Here is a 24968-nt window from a genome sequence, read left to right as displayed (position 1 = left end):
GCCGGTCATCACCTGGTGACCGGCGGGCCCTCGCACGCGTACCGCGTGACCGATGGGCCCTCGCACCTGTACGACCGACCGGCGGCCCTCGCACGCGTACGGCGTGACCGGCGGGCCCTTCTCCGTCGTCCTCAGTGGCAGCGCGCGGAAAGCTCGGCCTCGATCAGGTCGGCCGCCCGCCGGGTGCCGCCCTCCTGGGCCATGCCGGCCCGGATCTCCTTCAGCCGCCGGGCCACCTCCGCGTCGCCGACCAGCGCGAGCGCGGCCTCGCGCAGCGCCTCGGCGGTCGCCTCCTCGGTCGCCAACCGCCGTGCCACACCGAGCTGCTGGAGCATCTCGGCGTTGCCGAACTGATCCGCCGCCTGGGGTACGGCGATCATCGGCGTACCGGTGGCCAGCCCCTCCTGGCTGCCGCCCGCCCCGGCGTGGGTGACGAACAGGTCGGCCTCCTTCAGGATCGCCAACTGTGGCACCCAGTCCCGGACTTCCACGCTCGGCGGTACGTCGCCCAGCTCGGCGGGGTCGACGTGCTTGCCGATCTGCAGCACCGTGTGCCAGCCGGGCAGGTCACCGAAGGCGCGGACGCACTCCCGGTAGAACGCGGGCTGCCTGGTGAAGGCGGAACCCAGCGACACCAGCGCCACCTTCTCGGCGCCGGCGGGCCGCTGCCATGTGCCCTGTGCGGTGCGCTCGCCCTGGCACGCGCCGACGAAGGTGTACACGCGCTCGTCGACCCGGTCGGCGTGCGGCTGCAGCGCCTTCGGGATGAGCACCAGGGAGCGGGCGGGCCGCCCGGCGAAGTCGTCGGGGTGCTGCGTGATGCCGTTCTCCTCCAGCCAGGTGTGGAAGCGGGCGTAGTACGCCCGGCCGCGCGGCGTCTTCCTGGGCTCCGCCCACATCGGCTCGGCGACCTCCTGCTCGTAGCCCTCCCAGGCGACGAGGCTCGGCGACAGGGAGACAGCGGGGACGCCCCAGCGGTGGGCGAGGACGCGGGCCGGGTAGGAGGCGATGTCGTGCAGCACGAGGTCCGGTTCGTCGCCCCGGTAGGCCTCGATCAGCTGCGGCAGGGCCTGGATGGCGTCGTTCAGGAACGGTTCGACGTTGTCCAGCAGGGTGTCGCCCCACGCCGACGGGTCGTCGTCGGGCGAGGGCAGGGTGGAGTTCCAGAGTCTTGGTTCGGCGCCGGTCTCGGCGACCTTGTGCGCGAAGACCGGCGGGATGGCGTACGTGACCCGGTGCCCGCGTGCGACGAGCTCCCGGATCACCTCGAGGCTGGGGTTCACATGGCCGTGGGCGGCGATGGAGAACATGGCGATGTGGGCGCGACTGGTCATGCGCAGCACCCTAATACGAGACGAGACGTCTCGTCCAAGTCTTTTCGCGGGCGCGGTCCGGTCGACCGGAAAGGGGGACCGTCCGCCTCGGCGCAGCGGTCAGCGCTGGTAGCGGGCCAGGACCGGATCGCCGTCCGTGTTCCGGGCGGCGCCGCAGTGCGGAGACCTCCGGCATGGCCCACGGCACGATCGCCGGCGCCCGGGCGAGGTCGCGCAGCGCCAGGTCCTGGTTCAGCAGCAGGGCGAGGCCGCCGAGCGCGAGCAGGAACTGCTTGACAGTCACCCCGCGTCGCCGTCGAAGGCCGCACCCCGGGCCCGACCTGTGCGAATGCGAGACTGACGCACACACGGTTCGGGAACGGGACACGGAGGCGGACGATGGACGAGGCGCGGGCGCGGGAGGTACTGGCGGCGGCGAAGGTGCTGCCCCGGGCCGGTGACGCGCGGCTGCTCGCCCTGGGCGAGAACGCGGTGTTCGCCGCCGGTGACCTGGTCGTCAAGGTGGGCCGCGACGCCGAACTGCTGGACCGCGCGCGCCGCGAACTGGACATCGCGCTGTGGCTGGCGGACGCGGACGTCCCGGCCGTCCGCGCCGCCGAGCGGGAGCCGCTGCTGGCCGAGGGGCACCCGGTCACCGTGTGGCACCGGCTGCCGGACGCGGTACGGCCCGCCGAACCCGGTGACCTGGCCGCACTGCTGCGGATCGTGCACGCCCTGCCCGCGCCCTCCTTCGCGCTGCCGCGACGGGAGCTGCTGGGCGGGGTGGAGCGCTGGCTGCGGCTCGCGGGCGACGCCATCGACCCGGCCGACGCGGACTATCTGCGCGAGCGTCGTGACGGCTTCGCCGCGGCGGCGGCCGCGCTCACCCCGCACCTGCCGCCCGGTCCGATCCACGGCGACGCCCTGCCCCGCAACGTCCACATCGGCCCCGACGGCCCCGTCCTGGTCGACCTGGAGACCTTCTCCGCCGACCTGCGCGAGCACGACCTCGTGGTCATGTCCCTCTCCCGCGACCGCTACGGCCTGCCCGCCGACGCCTACGACGCCTTCACCGCCGCCTACGGCTGGGACGTACGGGAGTGGGAGGGCTGCGCGGTGCTGCGCGGCGCGCGGGAGACGGCCAGTTGCGCCTGGGTCGCCCAGCACACGCCGAGCAATCCCAAGGCCCTCGCCGAGTTCCGCCGCCGGGTGGCGTCACTGCGGGAGGGCGACGCGACGGTGCGGTGGTTCCCGTTCTGAGCGCTCGCGGCCGCGCGCGACGCTGACGGATCAGGTGCCGTAGAACACGAACGCGCCCCAGCCGGCCGCGTCGGCGAACACCGGAAAGCGGTAGCCGCCCCCGGCGGCGGCGAGGCGGCGGTGCCGGTCGGTGTCGAGGGGCGGCCCCCCGGCGCGGACGGCGGACACATCGACGGGCGGGACGTCCGCGTCGGTGGGCGGGACGTCCACGTCGGTGGGCGGGACGTCCACGTCGGTGGGCGGGACGTCCACGTCGGTGGGCGGGACGTCCACGTCGGTGGGCGGGACGTCCACGTCGGCCGTGCCCGCCAGCCGGTGGGCCAGCCGCAGCATCTCGCAGCTCAGATCGTCGGCCGCGGCGGGGCGCTGCGGCGTCTCCAGCCGGGAGCAGGCCCAGTCGACCAGGTCGGCCGCCGTCATGGCCGCCATACGCCGCTGGGCGCGGGCCAGCGCGTCCGCGACCACCCCGGCGTTCCAACCGGGCTCGGCGGCCAAGCCCTCGTAGAACAGGGACATCAGCACCGCCGTCTCGTGGTCGAGCACCGGCCACTGGCTGACGATCAGCCCGCGCGCACCGGCGGACAGCAGGGCGTGCCCGAGGCCGGTCAGCTCGTCACCGCGCCGCACCCGGTGACGGCCGCTGCCGCAGGCGCTGAGGGTGACGAGCGCGCCCGACCAGTCCAGAGCGGCGAGCTCGTCCACCGTCACCACCTCGCCGCCGGCGGAACCGGAGCCGCCGGCGAGCAGCAGGCCACTGCGCTCGGGGCGCCGCTCGTCGAACGTCGCGTGGCACGCCAGATGCACCAGGGACAGCCGCTCCGCGGCGGTGACGGTCTCCTGAAGCCACTCACCGGTGACTGCGTGGCCGACCCGCGCGGTGCCGCCCAGCCGGTGGGCGACCTCGGCGCACTCACTGCGGCAGAACACCAGCTCCGGGCTGCCGTCGGCGCGCCCCGCGCCGGGGAAGCCGCCCACCACGACCGTGCCGTCCCGGTGCCAGGCACCGCCGGACGAGCGCAGCAGCGACGCCGACGGCAGGTAACGCAACGGCGGGCGGCTGCGGGCGGCGACAGGATCGGGCGACAGGTGCATCGGTACACCGTGCAGCGGGCCATGGGGCACGACGAGGACCGAGCCCGCCGGGTCCTTTGGGTGTGCGGCGCCGTCGACGACCGAGCGGAGGGCCGCGTGCAGGGGGCCCACCAGCAGGGAACCGAGGGCGCGTTGCCGGTCCCTGCGGTTGCGGGCGGTGCGCAGTGCCCGCATCCGGTCGGCTCCGTCCCGAAGTCCCAGGGCGTCGTGCCGGCCCACGGTCACCAGTGCCGGTTCGGTGCGGCCGGGCACGATCACGAACGCGTGGAGCACCTCATCCCCGCTCCACAGCTCCACCAGGGCCGTCGCCCCGGAGCTGGCGAGCAGACGCGCCGCCTCGCGTGCCGTGATGGGCTCGGCCATCCGGTGGCGGCGCACCTCGGGGCGCGTGTCCGCCAACCGGTCCCCCAGAGCGGCCAGTTCGGCGCGAACCGCGCCCAGCTCGTCCTCCACCGCGTACAGCCGGCGGATCCGCTCGTCCGGCCGCTCGCCCTGCTGCCACAGCGACAACTCCTCGCGCAGCCGGCGCTGGCGGCGCCACAGCTCCTGTTCGCGGACGAGCAGGTCGTCGGCGACAGAGCCGGCGGAGACCTGGTCCGTGGCGGCATGGCCGGCGGAGGCGGGGTCGGTGGAGGCGGGGTGGGCCGGGGCGTCCATGAGTCCATGCCGCACCGCGTCCAGCAGTGAACGACTCCGGTCCCGCTCCGCCAGGGCGAAGGCCTGCTCGACCTGGCCGATCGCCAGCGCGACCTCCACCGCTTCCGGATAGGGCGGGGTGGTGAGCGTGTGGAAGTCGGGCAGCGGTCCGAGGTCCAGGGCCCGCCGGCGCACCTCCTCGTGGGCGTCGCACGCCGCCGTCAGCCGGTCGAGCAGCTCCGGGCTGCGTTCGCCCCGGCGGAAGCGGTACGCGCCGACCGCCAGGGACGCCACCATGACCGTCTGGGGTGAGGGGTGGCGAGCGGCGAGCGTGGTGAGCCGTTCGACCGTCTCGGCGGCCTCCTCGTCCCGCCCGGTCATCTCGGCCAGGTACAGCCGTACGGTCAGCCGTGCCGCCAGCCGGTAGGCCGAGGGTCCGTCGTCGGACCCGGCGGCCGCGATGCTGAGTTCGCTGTAGGTACGGGCCAACTCATAGGCGCCGTAGCCCATGCAGATCTGCGCCAGCCGGCCGTCGTGCACCCCGAAGTCGTCTCCGGGCGCTTCCTCGGGCAGGGTGGAGGCGGCCGCGCCGAGACGCCTGCGCAGGGAGAAACGGCTGAGCGCTCGCGCCCGCAGCAGGAGCGCGAGCTCGTCCTCCTCACCGATGCCGAACCGGTGCACTGCGATGGCCAGATGGCGCAGCGCGATGCTCTCCCGGAACGCGTCGCCGAGGCCGTGCGTCACCTCCCGCGACCGCACGAGCACCTCGTGAGCGCGGTCGTGGGCGCCCGCGTACAACAGGATGATTCCGCGCAGATTCCACACCCGCGGCATGATGTGCAGTGCCTGAAGGTGGGCCCAGTGCGTCTCGGCGCGGTGCAGCAGCTCCTCCGCGCCCGCCAAGTCGCCTTCCTCGAAGCGCCGTTCGGCCTCGTCGGCGAGGTCCCTGCCCGCAGCCGCGTGCAGACCGATGTCCAGCGCGATCTCCGCCTCGCCCACACCGGGCTCGGCGGCGTACCGCTCGCGCAGCACCTGCGCCGTACGGGCCTCGATGGCCCGGACCCGCTCGTCGTACCCGGCACCGTAGTGTTCCTCGTCGATCCGGGCGTGCAGCCGTACGCCCAGGTCGTGGGCGCGGGTGAACGCGACGCCGGCGGCGGCCTCGTCACCGGCGGCACGGTGCAGGTCCGCCAGGTTCAGCCAGGCCCGGTACGCGCCGTGTTCGGCGCCCGCGGCGGCCAGCAGCCGCGCCGCCTCCTCGGTGTGCCGCGCGGCCTCGTCCCAGTGGCCCTGCCGGTCGAGCTCACGGGCGAGGTTGTCGGTGACGATGCCGCGCTGGGCGTCGGTGAGTTCCTCCACCTCCAGCGCCGCGCGCAGCAACTCCTCGGCACCGTCGCGAGAGTGCCGGATCAGGGCCGTGGCGTGGTTCTGCAGGACCATCGCGTAACCCATGGCATCGCCGGCGTTCCGGGCGGCCCGGGCCGCCTCCTCGAACCAGCCGACGGCCCGCCCCAAGTCCCCCGACGCCACCGCTGTGAGGGCGAGCCCCTCCAGGGCACCGCTGCGGGTCGCCTCCGTCGTGGCGGCCTGCCGGCACTTCTCGTAGTACGCGAGTGCCTCCGCCGGCCGCCCCTCGGTCCGCGCCACCTGGCCGAGCAACCGGTAGAGCAGGAACCGCGCGTCCGCGTCGGCCACCTGTTCCGAGACGGTCTCCAGGGTGAGCAGCAACCGCTTCGTCTCCGCCAGGCGCCCCTGGGCGAGTTGCCCGTGGGCGTACAGCAACGCCTCCTGGTACCGGGCGAGTCGGACGTCGTCGTCGGTCACACTGCCTCCGCTGGGTCTGCGCGATCCGGTGACGGTTTACCCATGGCGGCCCGCCGTTCAGACATACTCTGACGCATGAGCAATCCGGACGACGTCGATCCGCCCGCCCCGCAAGCGGGTGCCGTGCGGCTGTCGGAGGACGGTGAACTGCAGTACTGGGACGGCACCGAGTGGACGCCCTATCTCCGGCTGACCGAAGGCGAGACGTTCCACCACTCAGTGGTGTTCCGCGGTGACGACGCCGAGCAGGACGACCGGTGACCTCGCCGGTACCCGACCCGGTCGCCGCCGGGCCGGCCGCCGACCCCGCAGCCACGAATCCCGCGGATGCGGTGGCCGATCTGCGGGCCACGGCCCGCTGGACGATCGCGGCCACGGCGGCCGTCGGCGCGCTGCTGCTGGGCGGCGGCCCGCTGGTGGCCGTCGGCCGCATCCACGGCTGGGCGGACGCCGCCGCGGCGTTCGGCGGGCTCGCGCTGGCCGTGCTCGGCATCGGCTGGGCCATCTGGCAGACCGGCGAGGCGCTGACGCCGCGTCTGGCCACGCTCGCCGATCTCCGCACCCCCGGCATGGCCGGTCTGCGCGAGGCCGTCGCCCGCGATCCGTCCGCCTACTACGGCCCTTACGCCTCCCTGGACGAGCTGGCCGCCGGACGCCGGCTGCACGAGAAGATCGCCGCCGAGCTTGCGGTACGGCTGGCCCGTGAACGGGACGCGGACCGCACGCGGGTGCTCCAACAGGGCCTTGCCGACGCCCGCGCCAACGCGGAACAGGCCCGGGCGCTCCAGCAGCGGCTGCTCACGCTGATCCACGCCTGGGCGGTGCGCAACGCTGTGCGCCGGGCGCGGGTGCACACCCTGGCGGCCTTCGTGGTCGTGACGCTCGGCGCGGTGCTGTTCCTGACCGCGACCCACGAGGACCCACCCGCGCAGCCAGCCAGGTCCGCGCGGGCCTCCGTGCCACCCACCGGACTCCACCCCGCCGCCGTGCCGCGTTGAGCGGTGACTGTCGGGCGGCGGGCCCCAGGCCCGCTCGGCGTCCCGCTCGTGGACGTCACGTTCACCGGCGTTCCGCCTTGCCGGCGTCGCCTTCCCCGCCTCCGGCTATCCGGCGTCGCCTTCTCCCGCATCCCTCTTTCCGGCGCCGCGTCCTCCCGCGTCGCGCGCGTCAGCATCGCGTCCTCCCGCGTCGCGCGCGCCGGCGCCGCTTTCTCCCGCGTCGCGCGCGTCAGCGCCGCGTCCCTCCGCGTCGCGGGCGTGGGCGCCGCCTTCTCCCGCGTCGCGCTGTCTGATCGCGCGGGCGGCGCGGCGCAGTTCGGCCAGGACGGCGCGGACCGCCGCTCTCGCCGTGCGTTCCGGGCGGCACAGCACGTCGATGTGACGGCGGGCCTGCACCCCGCTGAGCGGCCGCAGGACCAGATCCGGGTGGGGCCGCATGGTCCAGCGCGGCATCAGCGCGATGCCGCCCCCGGCGGCGACGGCCTCGGCGACCACCGCGAACTCGTTGATGCGGTGCGCGAGACGCAGCCGGCGTCCGGCCGCCGCGGCGATCGCCTCGATCGTCGCCAGCACCGGAAAACCGTCGTGCACCGTGATCCACGGCTCGTCGGCCACGTCCCGCGGGCTCAGCCGCCGTTTGCCGGCGAGCGGGTGCCCGGCGGGCAGCGCCACGTCGAGCGGCTCGCGCAGCAGCGTCGTAGCGGCGACCGTGCCCGGCCAGGGCGGGGCGTGGTCCAGGCGGTGAGCGAGCACCAGGTCGTAGAGGCGGGTCAGCCGGGGGAAGTCCTCCTGCGGCACGTCCTCGTCGGAGAGTGCGAGCCTGGGGCCGCCGGGGGCGGCGAGGGCCCGCAGCAGCAGCGGGAAGAAGGCGGAGCCCGCGCTGTGGAACGCGGCCACCGACACCTCTCCGTCGGCCTGCCCCACGAAGTCCTCCACGGCGTGCCGGGCCCGCGCAAGCGCCGTCTCCACGTCGACGGCCGCGGCCGCCAGCGCCTGCCCCGCGTCGGTGAGCACGAGCCGACGGCCCTGCCGCTCGGTCAGCGGCACCGGCATCGTGCGCTGCAGCAGCCGGAGCTGCTGGGAGATCGCCGACGGAGTCACCAGCAGCGCCTCGGCCACCGCGCTGACGCTGCCCAGTTCCCCCAGCTCGCGCAGGATCCGCAGCTGCCGTTCGTCCATTCCCGCAGTGTAGGGGCCATTCTGTAGGGCTGCTAAAAGATCGTTGAAGGAACTGGTGCTGGGCTTCATGGTCGCCTCGGTGCACGGTGGGCGGGTGTCCGACGCCCGCCGTACCGATGCGGTACTCCTCCTGGTCGCACTCGTCTGGGGCTCCAGCTATCTCTCCGCCCAGACGGCCACGGCCGCGCTGCCCGTCCTGTCCGTCCTCTTCGCTCGCTACGCGCTCTCCTTCGTGGCGTGCCTGGCCTGCCTCGTCCTGATCGCCGGGCGCGGCGGGCCGCTGCGACCGCGCCGCGAGGAGTGGCGTGCCGGGCTGCCGCTCGGTGTCACCCAGGCCGCGGTGCTGGTGGTGGAGACCTACGGCGTCGCCCACACCACGGCCGCCAACGCGGGGCTGATCATCAGCCTCACCATCGTCCTCACCCCCCTTCTCGACCGCTCCGGCCACCCGGGCGGACTGCCCGGCTCCTTCTACGCCGCCGCCGGTGTGTGCGTGCTCGCCGTCGGGCTGCTGATGGCCGGCAACGGCTTCCACGCGCCCCGCCTCGGTGACCTGCTGATGCTGGCCGCCGCCGGGGTGCGGGCGGTGCACGTGGCCCTCGTCGGCCGGCTCACCGCGCGCCGGGCCGTACGTCCGCTGCATCTGACGACGGTGCAGACGGCCGTCGGCACGGCGCTGTTCCTCCCCGTCACCGCCGCCGGGCTGCCGGACCTGGTCCGCGCCCCGGCCGCCCCCTGGACGCAGTTGGTCTACCTCGCCCTGTTCTGCAGCGTGTTCGCCTTCCTCGCGCAGACCTGGGCGGTGCAGCGCACCTCGGCCAGCCGGGCCAGCCTGCTGCTGGGCACGGAGCCCGTGTGGGCCGCGGTGGTCGGCGTCGCGCTCGGCGGCGAGCACCTCACGGCGCTCACGGGACTGGGCGCGGCGCTGATGGTCGCGGGGACGTACTGGGGGCAGGCGGTGGAGCGGGGCCACCGCACGGCCTCCGCCCGCGCCGGTGAGCGGGCGGACGAGACACTCCCGGCGGGCGCCGATGCCGCCGGGGAGCTGACGGCAGCCTCCCGGCGGGCACCGACGCCGACCGGCAGCTGACGCCGGCCTCCGACGCCGACCGGGACCTGACGGCAGCCTCCCGGCGGGCACCGACGCCGACCGGGACCTGACCGCGGCCTCCCGGCGGGCACCGACGCCGACCGGAAGCCGGCTCCGGGCTCCGACGCCGACCGGCAGCGGACGCGCCGCCCACGGGGCGAAGGTGACGTCCGATCAGCTCAGGGCCGAGGCGGTCCGGTTGCCCCCGCGGTGCGTCACACCCGCTCCCCCGCCACCTCCCGCACGGGCCATGTGCCGTCCACCACCGCGCCCGTCTCCCCCTTGCGGCGCAGGAAGGCCTGGAAGTCCGCCGCCCACTCCGCGTACCAGTCGACCTGGCGGTGGTGCAGTTCCGCCGGGCCCAGGGCCGCGATCTTGGGGTGGCGGTCGGCTATCGCACCGGCCAGGCGGGCCGCGGCGAGGGCGTCGGCGCAGGCGTCGTGCGCGGCGTCGAGCGGGACGCCGTACTCCGCGCAGACGGCTTCGAGGTTGCGCTTGCCGCGGCGGTAGCGATCGGCCCAGCGGTCGATGGTGTACGGGTCGACGACCGGCGCCGGGTCCTGTCCGCCGAGCCGGTCGCGCAGGGACGGCAGGCCGTGCCGCTGCAGTTCGGCGGAGAGCAGGGTGAGGTCGAAGGCGGCGTTGTAGGCGACGACCGGGACGCCCGTCTTCCAGTACCCGGCCAGGACGTCCGCGATCGCGTCGGCCACCTGGTCGGCCGGCCTGCCCTCGGCCGCCGCGCGCTCGTTGCTGATGCCGTGCACCGCCACCGCGTCCGCCGGGATCTCCACGCCGGGATCCGCGAGCCATTCCCGCTGCCCGAGCACCTGCCCCGCCCTGACCTCGATGACGGCGCCCGTGACGATGCGCGCCTCACACGGATCCGTGCCGGTGGTTTCCAGGTCGAAGCCGATGAGCAGCTCGCGGTGCCAGGCCATGGCGGCCCCCCTTCTCGGTGGTGCTGTCCCCCAGTGGACTCCACCATCGCACGGCCCACTGACAATCGACCGGCGGCCGCCTCACCCGGCCCCGACCGGGGGACACTTCAGGACACGGGGCGCGAATCCGCCCAAGCCATCTCGAACTCCTCGCGATAGGTGGAGAAGAGCCCGCCGTCCTCGACGCCCTCCGACTTCACCACCCGGTTGCCGCCGCGCAGCACCAGCACGGGCGCCTCCATGCCCCGCGCCCGGCGCAGATAGGACTGCACGACGGCGATGCCGTCCGCGCCGTCCCCGTCGACGAGGTAGGCGGTGAAGCGCGGGGTGTCGTCGTAGACCTGGATCTCGAAGGCGCCGGGGTCGCGCAGCCGGGCGCGGACCCGGCGCATGTGCAGGATGTTCATCTCGACCGCGCGGCTCAGCTCGCCCCGCTTCATGCCCAGTTCCCGCTCGCGCCGCTTCACGGCGCTGGAGGCCGGGTTCAGGAACAGCAGGCGGATCCGGGCGCCGGCCTCGGCGAGGCGCACCAGGCGGCGGCCGGAGAAGTTCTGCACGAGCAGGTTGAGGCCGATGCCGATGGCGTCGAGCCGTCGGGCATGGCCGAAGATGTCCTCGGCCGGGAACTGGCGCATGAGCCGCACCCGGTCGGGGTGCACGGCGACCACGTCCGCGTACCGGTCGCCGACGAGGTCCTCGACGGCGTCGACGGGCAGCCGGCGCGCGGAGGGCACGTCGCCGCCGGTCCCGAGCATCTCCAGCAGCCGCGCGGAGGCCCGCTCGGCCTGGCCGAGGACCGCCTCGGACAGGGCACGGTTGCGGGAGACGACGTTGCGGGTCACCTCCAGCTCGTCCAGGGCCAGCTCCACGTCACGGCGGTCGTCGAAGTACGGCTCGAAGCAGGGCCAGTGCTGCACCATCAGCTCACGCAGCTGCGGCAGCGTCAGGAAGCTGATGACGTTGTCGTCGGCCGGATCCAGCAGATAGCCCTTGCGGCGGCTGACCTCGCGGACGGCCGCCGCGCGCTGCACCCACTCCTGTCCGGCGGGCCCGGCGGCGGCGACCACCCAGTCGTCGCCGTGGACGGGCTCGTAGACGGGCCGCAGCACGGCGGCCACGACGGCGCGCAGCCGCTGTTCGACGAGGTTCAGCCAGATGTAGGCCCGGCCGGCCCGCTGGGCACGGGTGCGCACCTCGCGCCAGGCGTCGGCGTCCCAGTCCAGCTCGGGTCCGATGGCGCCCGTCTGCATGGGCCTGGCCAGCGACACCGCTCCGGGCGGGACCTCTGCGGAGTCCCCCTCACGACCCTCGTCACCAGGGGGTAGCTCCAGCTCTCCCGAGCCCACCCGCGCACCGCCTTCCGCTCCCCCGAGCACTCCCCGCTCCCAACGATCAAGGAAGGGTACTCCGCGAGCCCCCGGCGGTGCAGCCCGATGGGCAGGGTGGCTTCCCAACTGCGCCGATTCCCGGGGCCGTTCCGCCCCGGCGGGTGCACGGAGTGAGCGGATTCATAGCACGGAACGACACCCGGTCACCTTCGCACAGAGGTTCCCCAGTCACGCCGACCACACCGCCGCCCGGCCGCCCCACGCACCCCAGCACCCCCTCGTGCACCATTTGGCGCACAATCGACGTTTTGCCCCGATCATCCGGCAAAAAGGACGTACATCACAGGTGGTTCCCGCACTTTGCGGGAGACTCGCTGGCAAGGCGCTCCCTCAGGCGCCGTACACCTGAAAGAGTCGTATCCATGCAGGTCTGGCCTGGCGAGGCGTATCCACTCGGCGCCACCTATGACGGCGCCGGAACGAATTTCGCGGTCTTCTCGGAGGCCGCGGACCGAGTAGAGCTGTGTCTGCTGCACGACGACGGCTCAGAGACAGCGATCGAGCTGCGCGAGAGCGACGCGTTCGTCCGGCACGCGTACGTGCCGGGCGTGATGCCCGGACAGCGTTACGGCTACCGGGTGCACGGTCCGTACGCGCCCGAGCGCGGGCTGCGGTGCAACTCGGCGAAGCTGCTCCTCGACCCGTACGCACGTGCGATCAGCGGCTCGATCAACTGGGGCGAGGAGGTGTACGGCTACCATTTCGACGCCCCCGACAAGCGCAACGACCTGGACTCGGCGCCCCACACGATGACGTCGGTGGTGGTCAACCCGTACTTCGACTGGGGCGACGACCGCAGTCCGCACACCGAGTACCACCACACGGTGATCTACGAGGCCCACGTCAAGGGGCTGACCATGCGGCACCCCGGGCTGCCGGAGGAGCTGCGCGGCACCTACGCGGCGCTCGCCCACCCCGTGATCATCGATCACCTGGTGGAGCTGGGCGTGACCGCGCTGGAGCTGATGCCGGTGCACCAGTTCGTCAACGATCACCGGCTGGTCGACATGGGTCTGAACAACTACTGGGGCTACAACACGATCGGCTTCTTCGCCCCGCACAACGCCTACGCCTCCTGGGGCGACCGCGGGCAGCAGGTGCTGGAGTTCAAGTCGGCGGTGCGCGCGCTGCACGAGGCCGGGATCGAGGTGATCCTCGACGTCGTCTACAACCACACCGCCGAGGGCAACCACCTGGGGCCGACGCTGTCCTTCAAGGGCCTCGACAACCCGCAGTACTACCGGCTCGCGGACGATCCGCGCTACTACATGGACACCACCGGTACCGGGAACTCGTTGCTCATGCGGTCCCCGCACGTGCTGCAGCTGATCATGGACTCGCTGCGGTACTGGGTGACGGAGATGCACGTCGACGGGTTCCGCTTCGATCTCGCGGCGACCCTGGCCCGGCAGTTCCACGAGGTGGACCGGCTGTCGTCGTTCTTCGACCTGGTCCAGCAGGACCCGGTGGTCTCCCAGGTGAAGCTGATCGCCGAGCCGTGGGACGTGGGCGAGGGCGGCTACCAGGTGGGGAACTTCCCGCCGCTGTGGACCGAGTGGAACGGCAAGTACCGCGACACCGTCCGCGACCTGTGGCGGGGCGAGCCGCGCACCCTGGCGGAGTTCGCCTCCCGGCTGACCGGGTCCTCCGACCTCTACCAGGACGACGGGCGCCGGCCGCTGGCCTCGATCAACTTCGTGACCTGCCACGACGGCTTCACGCTGCACGACATGGTGTCGTACAACGACAAGCACAACCAGGCCAACGGCGAGGACAACCGCGACGGCGAGAGCCACAACCGGTCCTGGAACTGCGGGGTCGAGGGCGAGACCGACGACGCGGACGTGCTGCGGCTGCGCGCGCGGCAGATGCGCAACTTCATCGCCACGCTCATGCTGTCCCAGGGCGTGCCCATGATCAGCCACGGGGACGAGTTCGCGCGCACCCAGAAGGGCAACAACAACGCGTACTGCCAGGACAGCGACCTGGCGTGGGTGCACTGGCCCGAGGACGGCGGGCACCCGATGCTCGACTTCACCCGCGCGATGGTGTGGCTGCGCCGCGACCACCCGGTCCTCAGGCGGCGCCGCTTCTTCCACGGACGTCCCGTGGAGGGCACCCACGACGATCTCTCCGACATCGCCTGGTTCACCCCCGAGGGCCGGGAGATGACCCAGCGGGACTGGGAATCCTCGACGGCCTCGGCACTCGCGGTGTTCCTCAACGGCAACGCGATCTCGGAGCCGGGGCCGCGCGGCGAGCGCATCACGGACGACTCGTTCCTGCTGCTGTTCAACGCCTCTGCGAAGCCGCTGGACTTCGTGGTGCCGGTCGACCACGGCCGGCAGTGGCAGGTCGTCGTCGACACCGCCCTGCCGGAGGGCATCCCGCCGGACACCGGCCCGAAGGTGCAGGCGGGGGAGAAGCTGACTTTGATCGACCGCAGCATGACGGTCCTGAGGCGACCTGCCTGACGCTGCCGAGGCGTGGCGGGGTCAGTGAGGCACACGCGCCGGGAGGGGCGCCACGGCAGGCGGTGACGGCTGCCGCCGTGGTGCCCGGCCCGGCGGCCCCCATCCGGCCACGCGCGCGTGCAGGTGGATGAGCCGGTGACACGAAAGGCGGCGGGGCGGGTACGTACGTTTCCATGACACCCGAGCGAAACGCCCCTTCCGTGCCGACGGCCACCTACCGGCTGCAGCTGCAGCCCGCGTTCCCGTTCGCCGCCGCGGCGGCAGCCGTGCCGTACCTGGCCTCGCTCGGCGTCTCCCATCTGCATCTGTCACCCGTGCTGCAGGCGGTGCCCGGCTCCGCGCACGGCTACGACGTGGTGGACCACGCGCGCGTACGCGACGAGCTGGGCGGCGAGGAGGGGCTGCGCGCGCTCGCCCGCACCGCGCGGGAGCACGGCCTCGGACTGATCGCGGACATCGTGCCGAACCACATGGCCATGGCCCCGCGCCACAACCGTGCCCTGTGGGAGGTCCTGAGGGAGGGGCCGAAGTCGCCGTACGCGCGCTGGTTCGACATCGACTGGGAGGCTCAGGGCGGGCAGCTGCTGCTGCCCGTGCTGGGCGGCCCCCTGGGGGACGTGATCGCGGACCTGCGTGTCGACGGCGACCTGCTGCGCTACCACGACCACCTCTTCCCGCTCCGCGAGGGCACCGAGGACCTGCCGCTGCCGCAGCTGCTGGACGCCCAGTGGTACCGCCCGGTGTGGTGGCGGCTGGCCCGCACCGAGCTGAACTACCGGCGGTTCTTCAGCATCTCCGAGCTGATCGGGGTGCGCGTGGAGGACCCGGAGGTCTTCGACGCCACCCACGCCAAGATCCTCGAGCTGCTCGAGCAGGGCGTCCTCGACGGGCTGCGCGTCGACCACCCGGACGGGCTCGCCGATCCCGGCGCCTACCTGCGGCGGCTGCACGAGACGAGCGGGGGCCGCTGGACGGTCGTGGAGAAGATCCTCTCCGACGGCGAGCACCTGCCGGCGTCCTGGCCCGTCGCCGGCACCACCGGCTACGACGCCCTGCGCCACATCGACGGCCTGTTCGCTGACCCGGCGGGCGCCGCGGACCTCACCGCGGCCTACCGGCGGTTCGCGGCCCCGCAGACCGACCGGGGCGGTGACTGGGCTGCGACGGCCCGCCGGGCGGCCTACGGCGTCCTCACCCACGAGCTGGCCACCGAGGTCGACCGTCTCACCCGGGTCGCGCACCGCGTCTGCGCGGGCTCCGGCGACCCGGCGCTGCGCGACCGCGCCCCGTGGGCGCTGCGCACGGCGCTGCAGGAGCTGCTCGTGCGGCTGGAGGTGTACCGGCCGTACACCACGGACGACGCGGCGAAGGTGCTCACCGAGGGGGCGGCCGCGCAGGCCCGGCAGGCGTTCCTCGTGCCCGAGGAGGCCGGCGCGGTCGACGTCGTGCGCGACCTGCTGCTCGGACGGTACGGCGACGACCCCGACAAGGTCGAGCTGCGCACCCGGTTCGCGCAGACGGCGTCCGCGCTGCGCGCCAAGTCGGTGGAGGACACGGCGTTCTACCGGTACGTGCCGCTGCTGTCGGCGACCGAGGTGGGCGGCGAACCCGAGGCCCCGGCGGTGTCCCCGCGGGACTTCCACGGCTACTGCGCGCGCCTCCAGCGCGACTGGCCGGCCACCGGGACGGTGGTCTCCACGCACGACACCAAGCGCAGCGCCGACGTCCGCGCGGCCCTCGCGGTCCTCACCGAGTGCCCGGAGCGCTGGGTGGAACTGCTCGACGGCGTCACGCGCGTGGAGGAGGGCGTACCGGACGGGCAACTGGCGTGGGCGGCCTGGCAGACGGTGTTCGGGCTCGGCCCGGCCGACCCCGGGCGGGTGCGGGAGGCCCTGCTGAAGCACGTACGGGAGGCGGGCCTGTACACGAGCTGGACGGAGCAGGAGCCGCCGTACGAGGAGGCGGTGGCGGCGTTCGTGACGGAGGGCCCGTGCGGGGTGCCGGGTGAGCGGGTGGCCGCCCTCCGCGCGGAGCTGGAGCAGTACATCCGGGCGAACGTGCTGGGCACCGCGCTGGTCCAGCTGACCATGCCGGGCGTGCCGGACGTCTACCAGGGCACCGAGGCGGAGTACCGGGCGCTGGTCGATCCCGACAACCGGCGCCCGGCGGCCTTCCCGCCGGCGGACCCGGGCGTCAAGGCCGCGGTGACCGCGGCCGCGCTGCGGCTGCGCCGGCGGCGGCCGGAGGTCTTCGGCACGTCGGCGACGTACGAGGCGCTGCCGGCGGACGGGCCGGCGGCGGACCACTGTGTGGCGTTCGCCCGCTCGGGGCAGGTGATCACGGCCGTGACCCGGTTGTCGCTGCGGCTGGACCAGGCCTGCGGCTGGCGGGAGACGGTGCTGGCGCTGCCGCCCGGGCGGTGGGTGGACACGCTGGATCCGGAGCGGGAGTACGAGGGGCACGCGCGCGTGGCGGAGCTGTTCGGGCAGCTGCCGGTGGCGCTGCTGGAGCGGGTCCGGGAGTGAATCCGTGAGGCCGCCGTCACGGCCGTACTACGGCCGCTCCCGGCTCCTTGACAGGGGCACGCGTCCGTGGGGTACTGCCAGGGCGAGGCCGGGACGACGAGTCGGGGGTGAGTCTCCTGCCGGAGCTGCGCTACCCCAGCGTTCCCGAACTGGAGGCGTCCGCACGGGCGCTGGCCGCGGAGCGGCCCGGCCTGTGCGCGCTGCGCCAGGTGGGCGTCTCCCGGGCGGGCCGGCCGCTGCACCTGCTGTCCGTGGGCCACGCCCGGCGCGCCGTCCTCGTCGTCGCGGGCGCCCACGCGAACGAGCCGACCGGCGGCGCCACTCTGCGCTTCCTCTCCGAACGGGTGGCAGAGGACAGATCCCTGCGGGACGGTGTCTCCTGGCACTTCCTGCTGTGCGCGGACCCGGACGGGGCGAGCCTGCACGTCACCCCTGCGCCGCGCAGCCTGTTCGACTACCACCTCGGATTCTTCCGGCCCGCCGGGGACGAGCAGCCCGAGTGGTCCCCGTCCGTGCTGCCGCCGGACCGGCTGCCGCCGGAGACCCGCGCGCTGACCTCGGTGATCGACGAGGTGCGCCCCTACCTTCAGGTCACTCTGCACGGCACCGACCTGGGCGGCACCTGGGTGCAGCTGACGAAGGACATCCCCGGGCTCGCCGAGCCGTTCGCGAAGTCCGCGGCGGAACTGCACATACCGGTGGAGGCGGGCGCCTCGGACGCGGCGGGCTGGCCCGCCTCGGGGCCGGGCGTGCACGTGATGCCCGCGCCGGGGGCGGGCGCGGCGTACCCGAGCATGCCGGACGACGCCCGGCACAGCACCTGGTACCACGCCCACCGGTACGGCGGGCTGACCGCGATCGTCGAGGTGCCGATGTGGGCGAGCGACCTGGTCGGTGACCCGGCGCCGCACCCGGCGCCGGCCGCCGCGCTGAGCCGGCTCGCGCACCGGCTGCGCGGCGACGCGCTGCTCGTGGAGGAGGTGCTCGCAGAGGCGCAGTCGCGGCTCGCGGGTCAGGACGGTCCCCTGCTGCGGGCGGCCCGGTGGACGCTGGCCCTGGTGCCGGGGCTGGCCGAGGACTGGGTGCGCACCTCGCCGGCCGACACGACGATGGCGTACGTCGGCAGCGTCGACGCGTTCGCGCGACGGCTGCCCCTGCGGGCGGCGGCGATGCTGCTGCGGGTGCTGCGCGACGGCGACGACCTCGCGGCACCGCGCCTGGAGCGGCTCGTGGCGTACTGGAGCGAGAACTTCGCCCGCCGCTTCCACGCCCGCTGGGTCCCGCTGCGCGACCAGATGGAACACCAGTCCCGCACGGTCGTCACGGCGGCCCAGCAGGCCCGGGGACAGGCGGACTGAACCGGCGGGAAGGCACGCGCGTGGCGCCCGAAGGACACGCGCGTGCCCGCACACGGCGGTCACCCGCCGACCGCCGGCACCGCCCCGGTCACCTGTCGACCGGTGAACACCGCTCGGTCACCCGGCGAGCGGTGAACACCGCCCGGTCACCTGTCGAGCGCGAACACCGCCCCCGTCCGGGCCCGCATCTCGCAGCGGTTGGCGAAGGTCTGCCGGTAGGCGACCGGGCGACCGTGCCAGCGGCCGCGCGCCTCGGCGGTCACCGGGGCGTAGATCATGGTGCAGACGGCCCCTTTCGCCGCCGGGAAGGCGCCGATGTCGCCGTCCACGGCGGCCAGCTGCGCGCAGGCCTCCGCCGCGCGCGGGTGGCCCTGGGGCGGGTCGCAGCGCAGCAGGGCGCCCCGGGCGTCGCCGGCCCGGTCCTCGCCGCGGCTGACGGTGATCCGGAGCCAGTCGCCGTGCCGCGTGCGCAGGGCGTCGGCGGGGGTGGTCGCGGTCAGGACGGCGGCCGCCGTGAGGAGCCCGGCCACCACCGATCGTGTCAGGTGCGTCATTCCCGGTGCATCGGCACGGCGCGGCCGGAACACCAGCCCGGCTCACCCGAACGGGAGCGCGCGGACGCGTGTTCGGCGGCCAGCCCGAACGCGGCGAGCACCACACCGGCCTGGTACTCCGCCTGGCGGGCGACCGGGATCCAGCGCGCGCCGCACTCGTCGTGGTAGTCGGCGCAGCCGGCGTCGATGAAGCGGTCCAGTTCGGGCAGGGCGTCCGCCGGGTCGCGCCCGCTCTCGCGGACCAGCCGGTGCAGCAGCCCGGCGGTGCGCAGGACGAGCCGCCGCCCGGCGATGCTCAGGGCGGTCAGATGGGCGGTGCTCAGCGGCGGCAGGGGACGGTCGGGGACGGCCGAGTCGGGGTCCCAGGCGTCGGCCAGACCGGGGCAGACGAGTAAGTAGTCGTCCACCGGGGCGAGCAGCCGCGCCGCGTCGGCCGTGCCCGTCACGTGCGGCCGGATCCGGGCGAGGAGGCGCTCCAGGAGCCGCGTCTCGCGCCGCAGCGTGGCGCTGACCGCGCGCAGTGCCGCGTCGGCGTCGGCGGGCGGGGAGCCGTCCTCGACGGCGGGCACACCCCACATGGGCGCCTCGACGATCGCGGTGACGGTGCCGTACCGGTAGGGGTGGAACCAGGTGGACTGCACGGCCGCCTCCGTGATCGCGGCGGCCAGACCGCTCGGGCGGGGCGGCGGGATGCGGTAGACGGCCGGGCCGAGGCTCGGCCAGTACAGGGTGTCGTAGGGGCCGAGTTCGCGGGGCACGCCGAGGCGGGCGGCGGCGTGGGCGAGCCGCAGGTCGAGACCGGGCAGCTCGTGGGTCACCTCGACGAAGCCGCCGCCGACGTCGACGCCGTGCAGGGACGCCTGGAAGAAAGGTTTCAGCTCGTCCTGGAGACGGAGCAGCGCCCGCGTCTCCGGCAGCGCGGCGGCCTGCGCGCCGTCCGGCAGCCACTCGGGCTGCTCCAGGAAGCCCGGGCGGAAGAAGTGCCGGAAGTAGCGGCCGAGCGTGTACGGGCCGGACAGCCAGCCCTCGTTGCGGCTGAGCCCGTCGGGGTCGAGGCAGAGCAGCAGGTTCCAGGTGGCGTCCGCGCCTTCGGTGAGGCTCGGGTCGGTGAGCGCGCGTTCGGCGAGGCGCAGCGCGGTGGCGCCGCCGACGGGCTCGTTGGCGTGCGGTCCGGCGACCACGAGGGCCTGACGGCTGCCGTGGCCGACGGAGAGCAGCCACAGCGGCCGGCCCGCGCGGGAGGTGCCGGCCTGGCGCAGCCGGATGTCCCGGGGGCGGCGGGCGGCCAGCGCGACGGCGCGGGCGGCCAGCTCGTCCACGCCGGGGTAGCGGAGGAGCGGCGGCAGGACACACCTCCACGTGCGGTACCGACGGTTCACCTGGTGTCCATGGTGTACGCACAGTCAGTCACGGCTTCGCGGGTACGTCAACACCACGGCAGCTGGGCACATTTGCGGCGGGAGGCGAGCCCGCTGTCACTGCCCGGAGAGCCGGAACGCCATCTGCCCGAAGGCCTCCAGGTCGCCCTCGCGCACGACCGCGACGCCGACGACCCGGCGGCCGTTGACCGTGGTGCCGTTGGTCGAGCCGAGGTCGCGCAGCACCCACATCCCGCCCTGGCGCCGCAGCTCGGCGTGTACCCGGGAGACGGTCTCGTGGTTCAGCCGCAGACCGCTGGCGGGGTCGCGCCCGATGCGCAGCGGGTGGCCCGAGCCGGGGTGCGGCAGCAGCAGCTTGGGCAGCCGCTCGGCCTGCCAGGCCCTGCGTAGCCGTACGGTGAAGCCCGAGACGGCCTCGACGGCGCCGAACAGGGCACGGGAGAGACGGCTGTCCTGTGGCAGGTCGGCGGTGAGCGCGGCGAGCTCGTCGGCGTGGCGGGCGGCCAGCGCCAGTTCCATGCGCCGTACGAAGGTGTCCTGCGACAGCCGGCCCAGGGCGACGCCGTCGCGCAGCACCTTCAGCGCGTGGTCGCGCTCCGCGTCGGACAGCCGCGCGGGGTACGTGGGGAACTCGAAGGACGACGTCACGCATGTGATTGTCGGTCAGCGGACACGGGGTGTCCAGAAAACGGTAGATCGGCCGTCACGCGCGCGTGCCCCTCGGCTTCACCGCGCGGCGACACCCCGCAAAAGGGAGGATTCGAAAGCGGATTCACCGGGTGTGACGCACCATGGACGGGCTACATCACGGTGAACAGACGAAGGGGAACCGTCCGTGCAGTTCGAGGTGTGGGCACCACAGACCGATCGTGTGACGCTGATGTGCGACGGCGCCACGCGCGCGATGGAGCGTGATCCGGAACGCGCGGGGTGGTGGACCGGCGAGGCGGAGGCGCACGAAGGCTCGCGGTACGGCTTCGCACTGGGCGACGGACCGGTGCTGCCCGATCCGCGCTCGCGGCGGCAGCCGGACGGACCGGACGGGCTGAGCGCGGTCGTCGACCAGGCGCGGTACGCCTGGCGCACCCCGTGGGCCGGCCGGCCGCTGCCGGGCGCCGTCCTGTACGAGCTGCACGTGGGCACGTACACGTCCGAGGGCACGCTGGACGCGGCCGCCGAGCGGCTCGACCACCTCGCCGAACTGGGCGTCACCCATGTCGAGTTGATGCCGCTGTGCCCGTTCCCGGGGCGGCACGGCTGGGGGTACGAGGGTGTCTCCCTGTGGGCCGTGCACGAGCCGTACGGCGGCCCGGAGGCGCTGAAGCGGTTCGTCGACCGGGCACACGAGCTGGGCCTCGGGGTCGTGCTCGACGTGGTGCACAACCACTTCGGGCCGTCCGGCAACCATCTCCCGGCCTTCGGTCCCTACCTCACCGACACCCACCACACCCCTTGGGGCGCCGCGGTGAACCTGGACGCGCCCGGCTCGGACGAGGTGCGCGCCTATCTGGTGGGCAGCGCGCTGGCGTGGCTGCGGGACTTCCGCCTCGACGGGTTGCGGCTGGACGCGGTGCACGCCCTGATCGACACGCGCGCGTACCACTTCCTGGAAGAGCTGACGGCGGCCGTGGACGCGCTGGCGGAGGAGACCGGCCGGCCGCTGTTCCTGATCGCGGAGTCCGACCTGAACGACCCGCGGCTGATCACCCCGCGCGCGGAGCACGGCCTCGGGTTGCAGGCGCAGTGGAACGACGACTTCCACCACGCCCTGCACACCGCGCTGACCGGCGAGTCGCAGGGCTACTACGCCGACTTCGCGCGCGCCCCGTTCGCCGCCCTGGCCAAGACCCTGGGCGGTGGCTACTTCCACGACGGCACGTACTCCTCTTTCCGCGGCCGCTCCCACGGCCGCCCCCTGGACCGGTCACGGACGGCCGCGCACCGGCTGCTGGGCTACAGCCAGACCCACGACCAGGTGGGCAACCGCGCCCAGGGCGACCGGCTGTCGGCGGCCCTCTCCCCCGCCCTGCTGGCCTGCGCCGCCACCCTGGTGCTCACCGCACCGTTCACGCCGATGCTGTTCATGGGCGAGGAGTGGGGTGCGTCCACGCCCTGGCAGTTCTTCACCGACCACACCGATCCGGAACTCGCGGAGGCGGTACGGCGGGGCAGGCGGCGGGAGTTCGCGGCGCACGGCTGGGCCGAGGAGGACGTGCCCGACCCGCAGGACCCGGCGACACGCGACCGCTCCTGCCTGGACTGGGCCGAGCGGGAGCGCGAACCGCACGCGCGCGTGCTGGCCTGGTACCGGCAGCTGATCGCCCTGCGGCAGGCCCATCCGGATCTCACCGACCCGGACCTCGCCGACGCGAAGGTGGCCTACGCCGAGGACGCCCGCTGGCTCGCCTTCCGGCGCGGGGACGTCCGCGTCGCGGTGAACCTCGGCAAGGAACCGGCGGCGATCCCGCTGGGCACGCGCCCGGCGCGGGTCCTCGCCGCGTGGGAGCCGGTTCAGGGGCCGGACGACCGGGGGGTGCTGCACCTGCCCGGGGAGTCGAGCGTGGTGCTGGAGCAGGCGTAGTCGGGCGTGGTGCCGGGACGGGCTTGGTCGAGCGTGGTGGCGGGGCCTCCGGTCAGGCGGGCGGCGGGCGGGGCAGGCGTGCACGCTTGCGCACGCGTGTACGCGAACTCTCGGGCGGCCGCCGTGCCGAGGCGCGGCCGCCGCCCCTTCCCTACTCCTCCCGCAGCTCCGTCACCCGCTCCAGCAGGATCGCCTCCCACGCCCGTTGCAGCTGGGTCTGGAGGAGTTCCACGGGGCTGTGGTCGCGGCCTTCGAGTCGTTCGGCGAGGCGGATGACGGTGTCGCAGCGGGCCAGCCACAGCCCGCGCAGGCAGGGGCGGGCGCCGTACCCGGCGAGGGTGGCGGCGCGGACGGCGGCGCCGGAGCCGACGGCGAGCGCGAGGCCGGCGATGTCCTCGGCCGGGTCGCCGAGGACGGCGCCGGTCCAGTCCAGGACGCCGCGCACCCGGCCGTCGGCGCTGACCACGAGATGCTCGCCCCTGAGGTTGTGGTGGACGAGGACGGCGGTGCCCGGCTGGGTGGCGAGCTGGGCCGCGCCGGGCGGGGTGAGCTGCGCCAGGCGCGCGGGATCGAACTCCTCGGCGGTGGCCAGGGTCCGGGCGGCGGGTACCGCCATCCGGCGCAGCGCCTCCAGGGAGCGCGGGGCGGCACGCGGCACGCCGAGCGTCTCGGCCTGCCGGGCGGGCACCGCGCGCATCCCGGTGAGGAACCCGGCGAGGTCGGCCTCGCCGATGGCGGACACGTCGTGCTCCTCGGCCGTACCGCCCGGCACCGCGGTGTCGAGGGTGTAGGTCAGGCCGGGGCTCCACTCGCCGTGGGACACGCTGGTGGGCACGGCGACGGGTACGTGCGGGCGGACCAGATCCCGCAGCCGCAGTTCACGGCGCTGCCGGAGGGCGGCGTCGCGGTCGGGGGCGAGGCGCAGCACATGGCGGGTGCCGACCCACCACGTGCAGCGCTCGCCGCCCTCGGCGACGGGCCGGACGTCGGGGCCGGCCGGGTCGCTCCCCGCTTCCTTCAGCAGGGGTCGGACCAGTGCGCGGACGGTGTCCGCGGTGGGTGTCGGTGCCTGGGTCATGGTCGCGCCGTCGTCACTCGTTCGATGGGTGATGGTGGTACCAGTGTCGCCTTCAGTCCACTATGACCATCTCGCGGGTGGTGTTGTTGAGCCGCCGGCCGGCGTCCTCGGTGACGGTGACGATGTCCTCGATGCGCACCCCGAACCGGCCGGGCAGGTAGATCCCGGGCTCCACGGAGAAGCACATGCCGGGCACGAGCGGCTGCTCCTCGCCCTCGATCATGTAGGGCGGTTCGTGCGTGGTGACGCCGATGCCGTGGCCGGTGCGGTGGATGAAGTACTTCCCGTACCCGGCGTCCTCGATGACCTTGCGGGCGGCGCGGTCGACCTCCTGGCAGGCGACGCCGGGGCGCACGGCGGCACATCCCGCCTCCTGCGCGGCGCGCACGATGTCGTGCACCCGGCGTTCCTCGTCGGTGGGTTCGCCGACGTGGACGGTGCGGGTGGTGTCGGAGCCGTAGCCGTCCTTGAGGCCGCCGAAGTCGAGGACGACCATGTCGCCCCGTTCGATGACGCGGTCGCCGACCTCGTGGTGCGGGTTGGCGCCGTTGGGTCCGGAGCCGACGATCGTGAAGTCGACCTGGGAGTGGCCGAACCGGCGCAGCAGGCCGGCGAGGTCGGCGCCGACCTCCCGTTCCCTGCGGCCGGCGAAGGCGACCTTGCGGATCTCCTCGAAGGCCGCGTCGGCGGCGGCGCCCGCGGCGGCCAGGAGCTCCAGTTCGGCGGCGTCCTTGACGGCGCGCAGCATAGGCAGGGCGTCGGTGAGCGCGGCGTAGGAGCTGCCGGGCAGGGCGCGTTGCAGGCCGAGCAGGTGCATCGCCCAGGTGTTGTCGCTGATGCTGAAACGGCCGCCGGAGCCCAGGAGGCCGGCGGTGGCGGCGTAGGGGTCGGTGCCGTCGGTCCAGTCGCGCAGGGTCAGGGCGGGGGCGCCGGCCGCGTGCGCGGCGTCCGGAGCCTCGAGGGTGGGGACGACGAGGACGGGATCGCGGCCCGGGGCGAGGACCAGCAGGGTGAGGCGTTCGGTGACGGCGGTGGGCGCGTAGCCGGTGAGCCACACCAGGTCGGGACCCGGCGCGACGAGGAGGCCGGCGAGGCCCGCGTCGGCGGCGGTGCGCGCGGCACGCTCCATCCGGGCCCGGTAGTCGTCGGCGCCGAACGGTGCGGGCGCGGTGCCGGTCATCGGCCTCTCCTGTCTGACGAAGGTCTGCCCGGACGTCCCGGACCGGGATCCCGGAAGGATCAGTCTCGCCTGCCAGCATCCTGCCCGCCCCGCGGTGGCCACGCGAGCCGGTTTCCCCACC

The 24968-nt window shown here is 74.2% G+C and carries 17 protein-coding genes and 2 pseudogenes; 8 read left to right on the top strand and 11 right to left on the bottom strand.

What is annotated here, in order from left to right; genetic code table 11:
* Nucleotides 1-131: 131 nt before the first annotated feature.
* Together mgt and ACZ67Q_RS00690 are read right to left on the bottom strand one after the other, a co-directional pair.
* Nucleotides 132-1372: pseudogene (mgt, locus tag ACZ67Q_RS00695) on the bottom strand (macrolide-inactivating glycosyltransferase).
* Complete coding sequence (locus ACZ67Q_RS00690; RefSeq protein WP_471174736.1) at nt 1345-1617, bottom strand: hypothetical protein; 273 nt, start codon at nt 1615-1617, stop codon at nt 1345-1347. The pseudogene mgt and the gene ACZ67Q_RS00690 overlap by 28 nt, the downstream one beginning before the upstream one ends.
* A gap of 95 nt (nt 1618-1712) precedes the next feature.
* Between ACZ67Q_RS00690 and ACZ67Q_RS00685 the strand changes: the two genes are divergently transcribed.
* On the top strand, nt 1713-2573 hold the full coding sequence (locus ACZ67Q_RS00685) for a phosphotransferase enzyme family protein (RefSeq protein WP_471174734.1): 861 nt from the start codon (nt 1713-1715) through the stop codon (nt 2571-2573).
* A gap of 30 nt (nt 2574-2603) precedes the next feature.
* On the opposite strand, the gene ACZ67Q_RS00680 is transcribed toward ACZ67Q_RS00685, so the two are convergent.
* Nucleotides 2604-6125 carry a CHAT domain-containing tetratricopeptide repeat protein gene (locus ACZ67Q_RS00680; protein ID WP_471174732.1) on the bottom strand — a complete coding sequence of 1174 codons (3522 nt, stop codon included), beginning with the start codon at nt 6123-6125 and terminating at the stop codon, nt 2604-2606.
* A 75-nt stretch (nt 6126-6200) separates the two neighbouring features.
* Here ACZ67Q_RS00680 and ACZ67Q_RS00675 point away from each other — a divergent pair, with 75 nt between their 5' ends.
* Nucleotides 6201-6386, top strand: a complete 186-nt coding sequence (locus ACZ67Q_RS00675) for a hypothetical protein (protein ID WP_471174730.1) — start codon at nt 6201-6203, stop codon at nt 6384-6386.
* Nucleotides 6383-7123, top strand: coding sequence for a hypothetical protein (locus tag ACZ67Q_RS00670; protein WP_471174728.1), 741 nt, complete (start codon nt 6383-6385; stop codon nt 7121-7123). The genes ACZ67Q_RS00675 and ACZ67Q_RS00670 overlap by 4 nt, the downstream gene beginning before the upstream one ends.
* Before the next feature lie 276 nt (nt 7124-7399).
* Here ACZ67Q_RS00670 and ACZ67Q_RS00665 read toward each other — a convergent pair.
* Nucleotides 7400-8302: pseudogene (locus ACZ67Q_RS00665) on the bottom strand (LysR family transcriptional regulator); the annotation flags it as partial.
* A gap of 94 nt (nt 8303-8396) precedes the next feature.
* Between ACZ67Q_RS00665 and ACZ67Q_RS00660 the strand changes: the two are divergent.
* The gene (locus tag ACZ67Q_RS00660) at nt 8397-9392 is read left to right on the top strand and encodes a DMT family transporter (RefSeq protein WP_471175962.1); all 996 of its coding nucleotides are present in this window, start codon (nt 8397-8399) and stop codon (nt 9390-9392) included.
* A gap of 215 nt (nt 9393-9607) precedes the next feature.
* On the opposite strand, the gene ACZ67Q_RS00655 is transcribed toward ACZ67Q_RS00660, so the two are convergent.
* Together ACZ67Q_RS00655 and ACZ67Q_RS00650 are read right to left on the bottom strand one after the other, a co-directional pair.
* Nucleotides 9608-10330, bottom strand: a complete 723-nt coding sequence (locus ACZ67Q_RS00655) for an exonuclease domain-containing protein (protein ID WP_471174726.1) — start codon at nt 10328-10330, stop codon at nt 9608-9610.
* 107 nt (nt 10331-10437) lie between these two features.
* Complete coding sequence (locus ACZ67Q_RS00650; RefSeq protein WP_471174724.1) at nt 10438-11706, bottom strand: SAV2148 family HEPN domain-containing protein; 1269 nt, start codon at nt 11704-11706, stop codon at nt 10438-10440.
* A gap of 374 nt (nt 11707-12080) precedes the next feature.
* On the opposite strand from ACZ67Q_RS00650, the gene glgX reads away from it, so the two are divergent.
* The 3 genes from glgX to ACZ67Q_RS00635 all read left to right on the top strand — a co-directional run bounded on the left by glgX (nt 12081) and on the right by ACZ67Q_RS00635 (nt 18075).
* On the top strand, nt 12081-14192 hold the full coding sequence (gene glgX, locus ACZ67Q_RS00645) for a glycogen debranching protein GlgX (protein WP_471174722.1): 2112 nt from the start codon (nt 12081-12083) through the stop codon (nt 14190-14192).
* A gap of 173 nt (nt 14193-14365) precedes the next feature.
* Nucleotides 14366-16717: a malto-oligosyltrehalose synthase gene (gene treY, locus ACZ67Q_RS00640; protein WP_471174720.1), complete on the top strand. Its 2352-nt coding sequence runs from the start codon at nt 14366-14368 to the stop codon at nt 16715-16717.
* Between the two features lie 107 nt (nt 16718-16824).
* Nucleotides 16825-18075, top strand: a complete 1251-nt coding sequence (locus tag ACZ67Q_RS00635; RefSeq protein WP_471174719.1) for a M14 family zinc carboxypeptidase — start codon at nt 16825-16827, stop codon at nt 18073-18075.
* Between the two features lie 146 nt (nt 18076-18221).
* Here the strand turns inward: ACZ67Q_RS00635 and ACZ67Q_RS00630 are convergent, their stop codons facing one another.
* The 3 genes from ACZ67Q_RS00630 to ACZ67Q_RS00620 all read right to left on the bottom strand — a co-directional run bounded on the left by ACZ67Q_RS00630 (nt 18222) and on the right by ACZ67Q_RS00620 (nt 20656).
* The gene (locus ACZ67Q_RS00630; protein WP_471174717.1) at nt 18222-18629 is read right to left on the bottom strand and encodes an SSI family serine proteinase inhibitor; all 408 of its coding nucleotides are present in this window, start codon (nt 18627-18629) and stop codon (nt 18222-18224) included.
* The gene (locus ACZ67Q_RS00625; RefSeq protein WP_471174715.1) at nt 18626-19948 is read right to left on the bottom strand and encodes a M14 family zinc carboxypeptidase; all 1323 of its coding nucleotides are present in this window, start codon (nt 19946-19948) and stop codon (nt 18626-18628) included. Before ACZ67Q_RS00625 ends, ACZ67Q_RS00630 begins: the two co-directional genes overlap by 4 nt.
* Before the next feature lie 156 nt (nt 19949-20104).
* Nucleotides 20105-20656 carry an FHA domain-containing protein gene (locus ACZ67Q_RS00620; protein WP_471174713.1) on the bottom strand — a complete coding sequence of 184 codons (552 nt, stop codon included), beginning with the start codon at nt 20654-20656 and terminating at the stop codon, nt 20105-20107.
* A gap of 187 nt (nt 20657-20843) precedes the next feature.
* Between ACZ67Q_RS00620 and treZ the strand changes: the two genes are divergently transcribed.
* Nucleotides 20844-22589 (top strand): malto-oligosyltrehalose trehalohydrolase, encoded by a 1746-nt coding sequence (treZ, locus tag ACZ67Q_RS00615; RefSeq protein ID WP_471174711.1) that lies wholly within the window; start codon nt 20844-20846, stop codon nt 22587-22589.
* Between the two features lie 151 nt (nt 22590-22740).
* On the opposite strand, the gene ACZ67Q_RS00610 is transcribed toward treZ, so the two are convergent.
* Both ACZ67Q_RS00610 and ACZ67Q_RS00605 read right to left on the bottom strand, forming a co-directional pair.
* On the bottom strand, nt 22741-23667 hold the full coding sequence (locus ACZ67Q_RS00610; RefSeq protein ID WP_471174709.1) for a phosphotransferase family protein: 927 nt from the start codon (nt 23665-23667) through the stop codon (nt 22741-22743).
* Between the two features lie 52 nt (nt 23668-23719).
* Nucleotides 23720-24847: an aminopeptidase P family protein gene (locus ACZ67Q_RS00605; RefSeq protein WP_471174707.1), complete on the bottom strand. Its 1128-nt coding sequence runs from the start codon at nt 24845-24847 to the stop codon at nt 23720-23722.
* Nucleotides 24848-24968: the final 121 nt, after the last annotated feature.

Source organism: Streptomyces sp. NPDC036813, from assembly GCF_055609245.1.
The sequence above is the reverse complement of the archived record's forward strand: the minus strand, read 5'-3'. Positions and strand labels throughout refer to the sequence as shown.

What these genes read in the sequence shown, in the direction of transcription:
- ACZ67Q_RS00655 (WP_471174726.1), bottom strand. Translation starts at nt 10,330, where the DNA reads ATGGCCTGGCACCGCGAGCTGCTCATCGGCTTCGACCTGGAAACCACC.
- ACZ67Q_RS00685 (WP_471174734.1), top strand. Translation starts at nt 1,713, where the DNA reads ATGGACGAGGCGCGGGCGCGGGAGGTACTGGCGGCGGCGAAGGTGCTG.
- ACZ67Q_RS00610 (WP_471174709.1), bottom strand. Translation starts at nt 23,667, where the DNA reads ATGACCCAGGCACCGACACCCACCGCGGACACCGTCCGCGCACTGGTC.
- glgX (WP_471174722.1), top strand. Translation starts at nt 12,081, where the DNA reads ATGCAGGTCTGGCCTGGCGAGGCGTATCCACTCGGCGCCACCTATGAC.
- ACZ67Q_RS00675 (WP_471174730.1), top strand. Translation starts at nt 6,201, where the DNA reads ATGAGCAATCCGGACGACGTCGATCCGCCCGCCCCGCAAGCGGGTGCC.
- treY (WP_471174720.1), top strand. Translation starts at nt 14,366, where the DNA reads ATGACACCCGAGCGAAACGCCCCTTCCGTGCCGACGGCCACCTACCGG.
- ACZ67Q_RS00605 (WP_471174707.1), bottom strand. Translation starts at nt 24,847, where the DNA reads ATGACCGGCACCGCGCCCGCACCGTTCGGCGCCGACGACTACCGGGCC.
- ACZ67Q_RS00630 (WP_471174717.1), bottom strand. Translation starts at nt 18,629, where the DNA reads ATGACGCACCTGACACGATCGGTGGTGGCCGGGCTCCTCACGGCGGCC.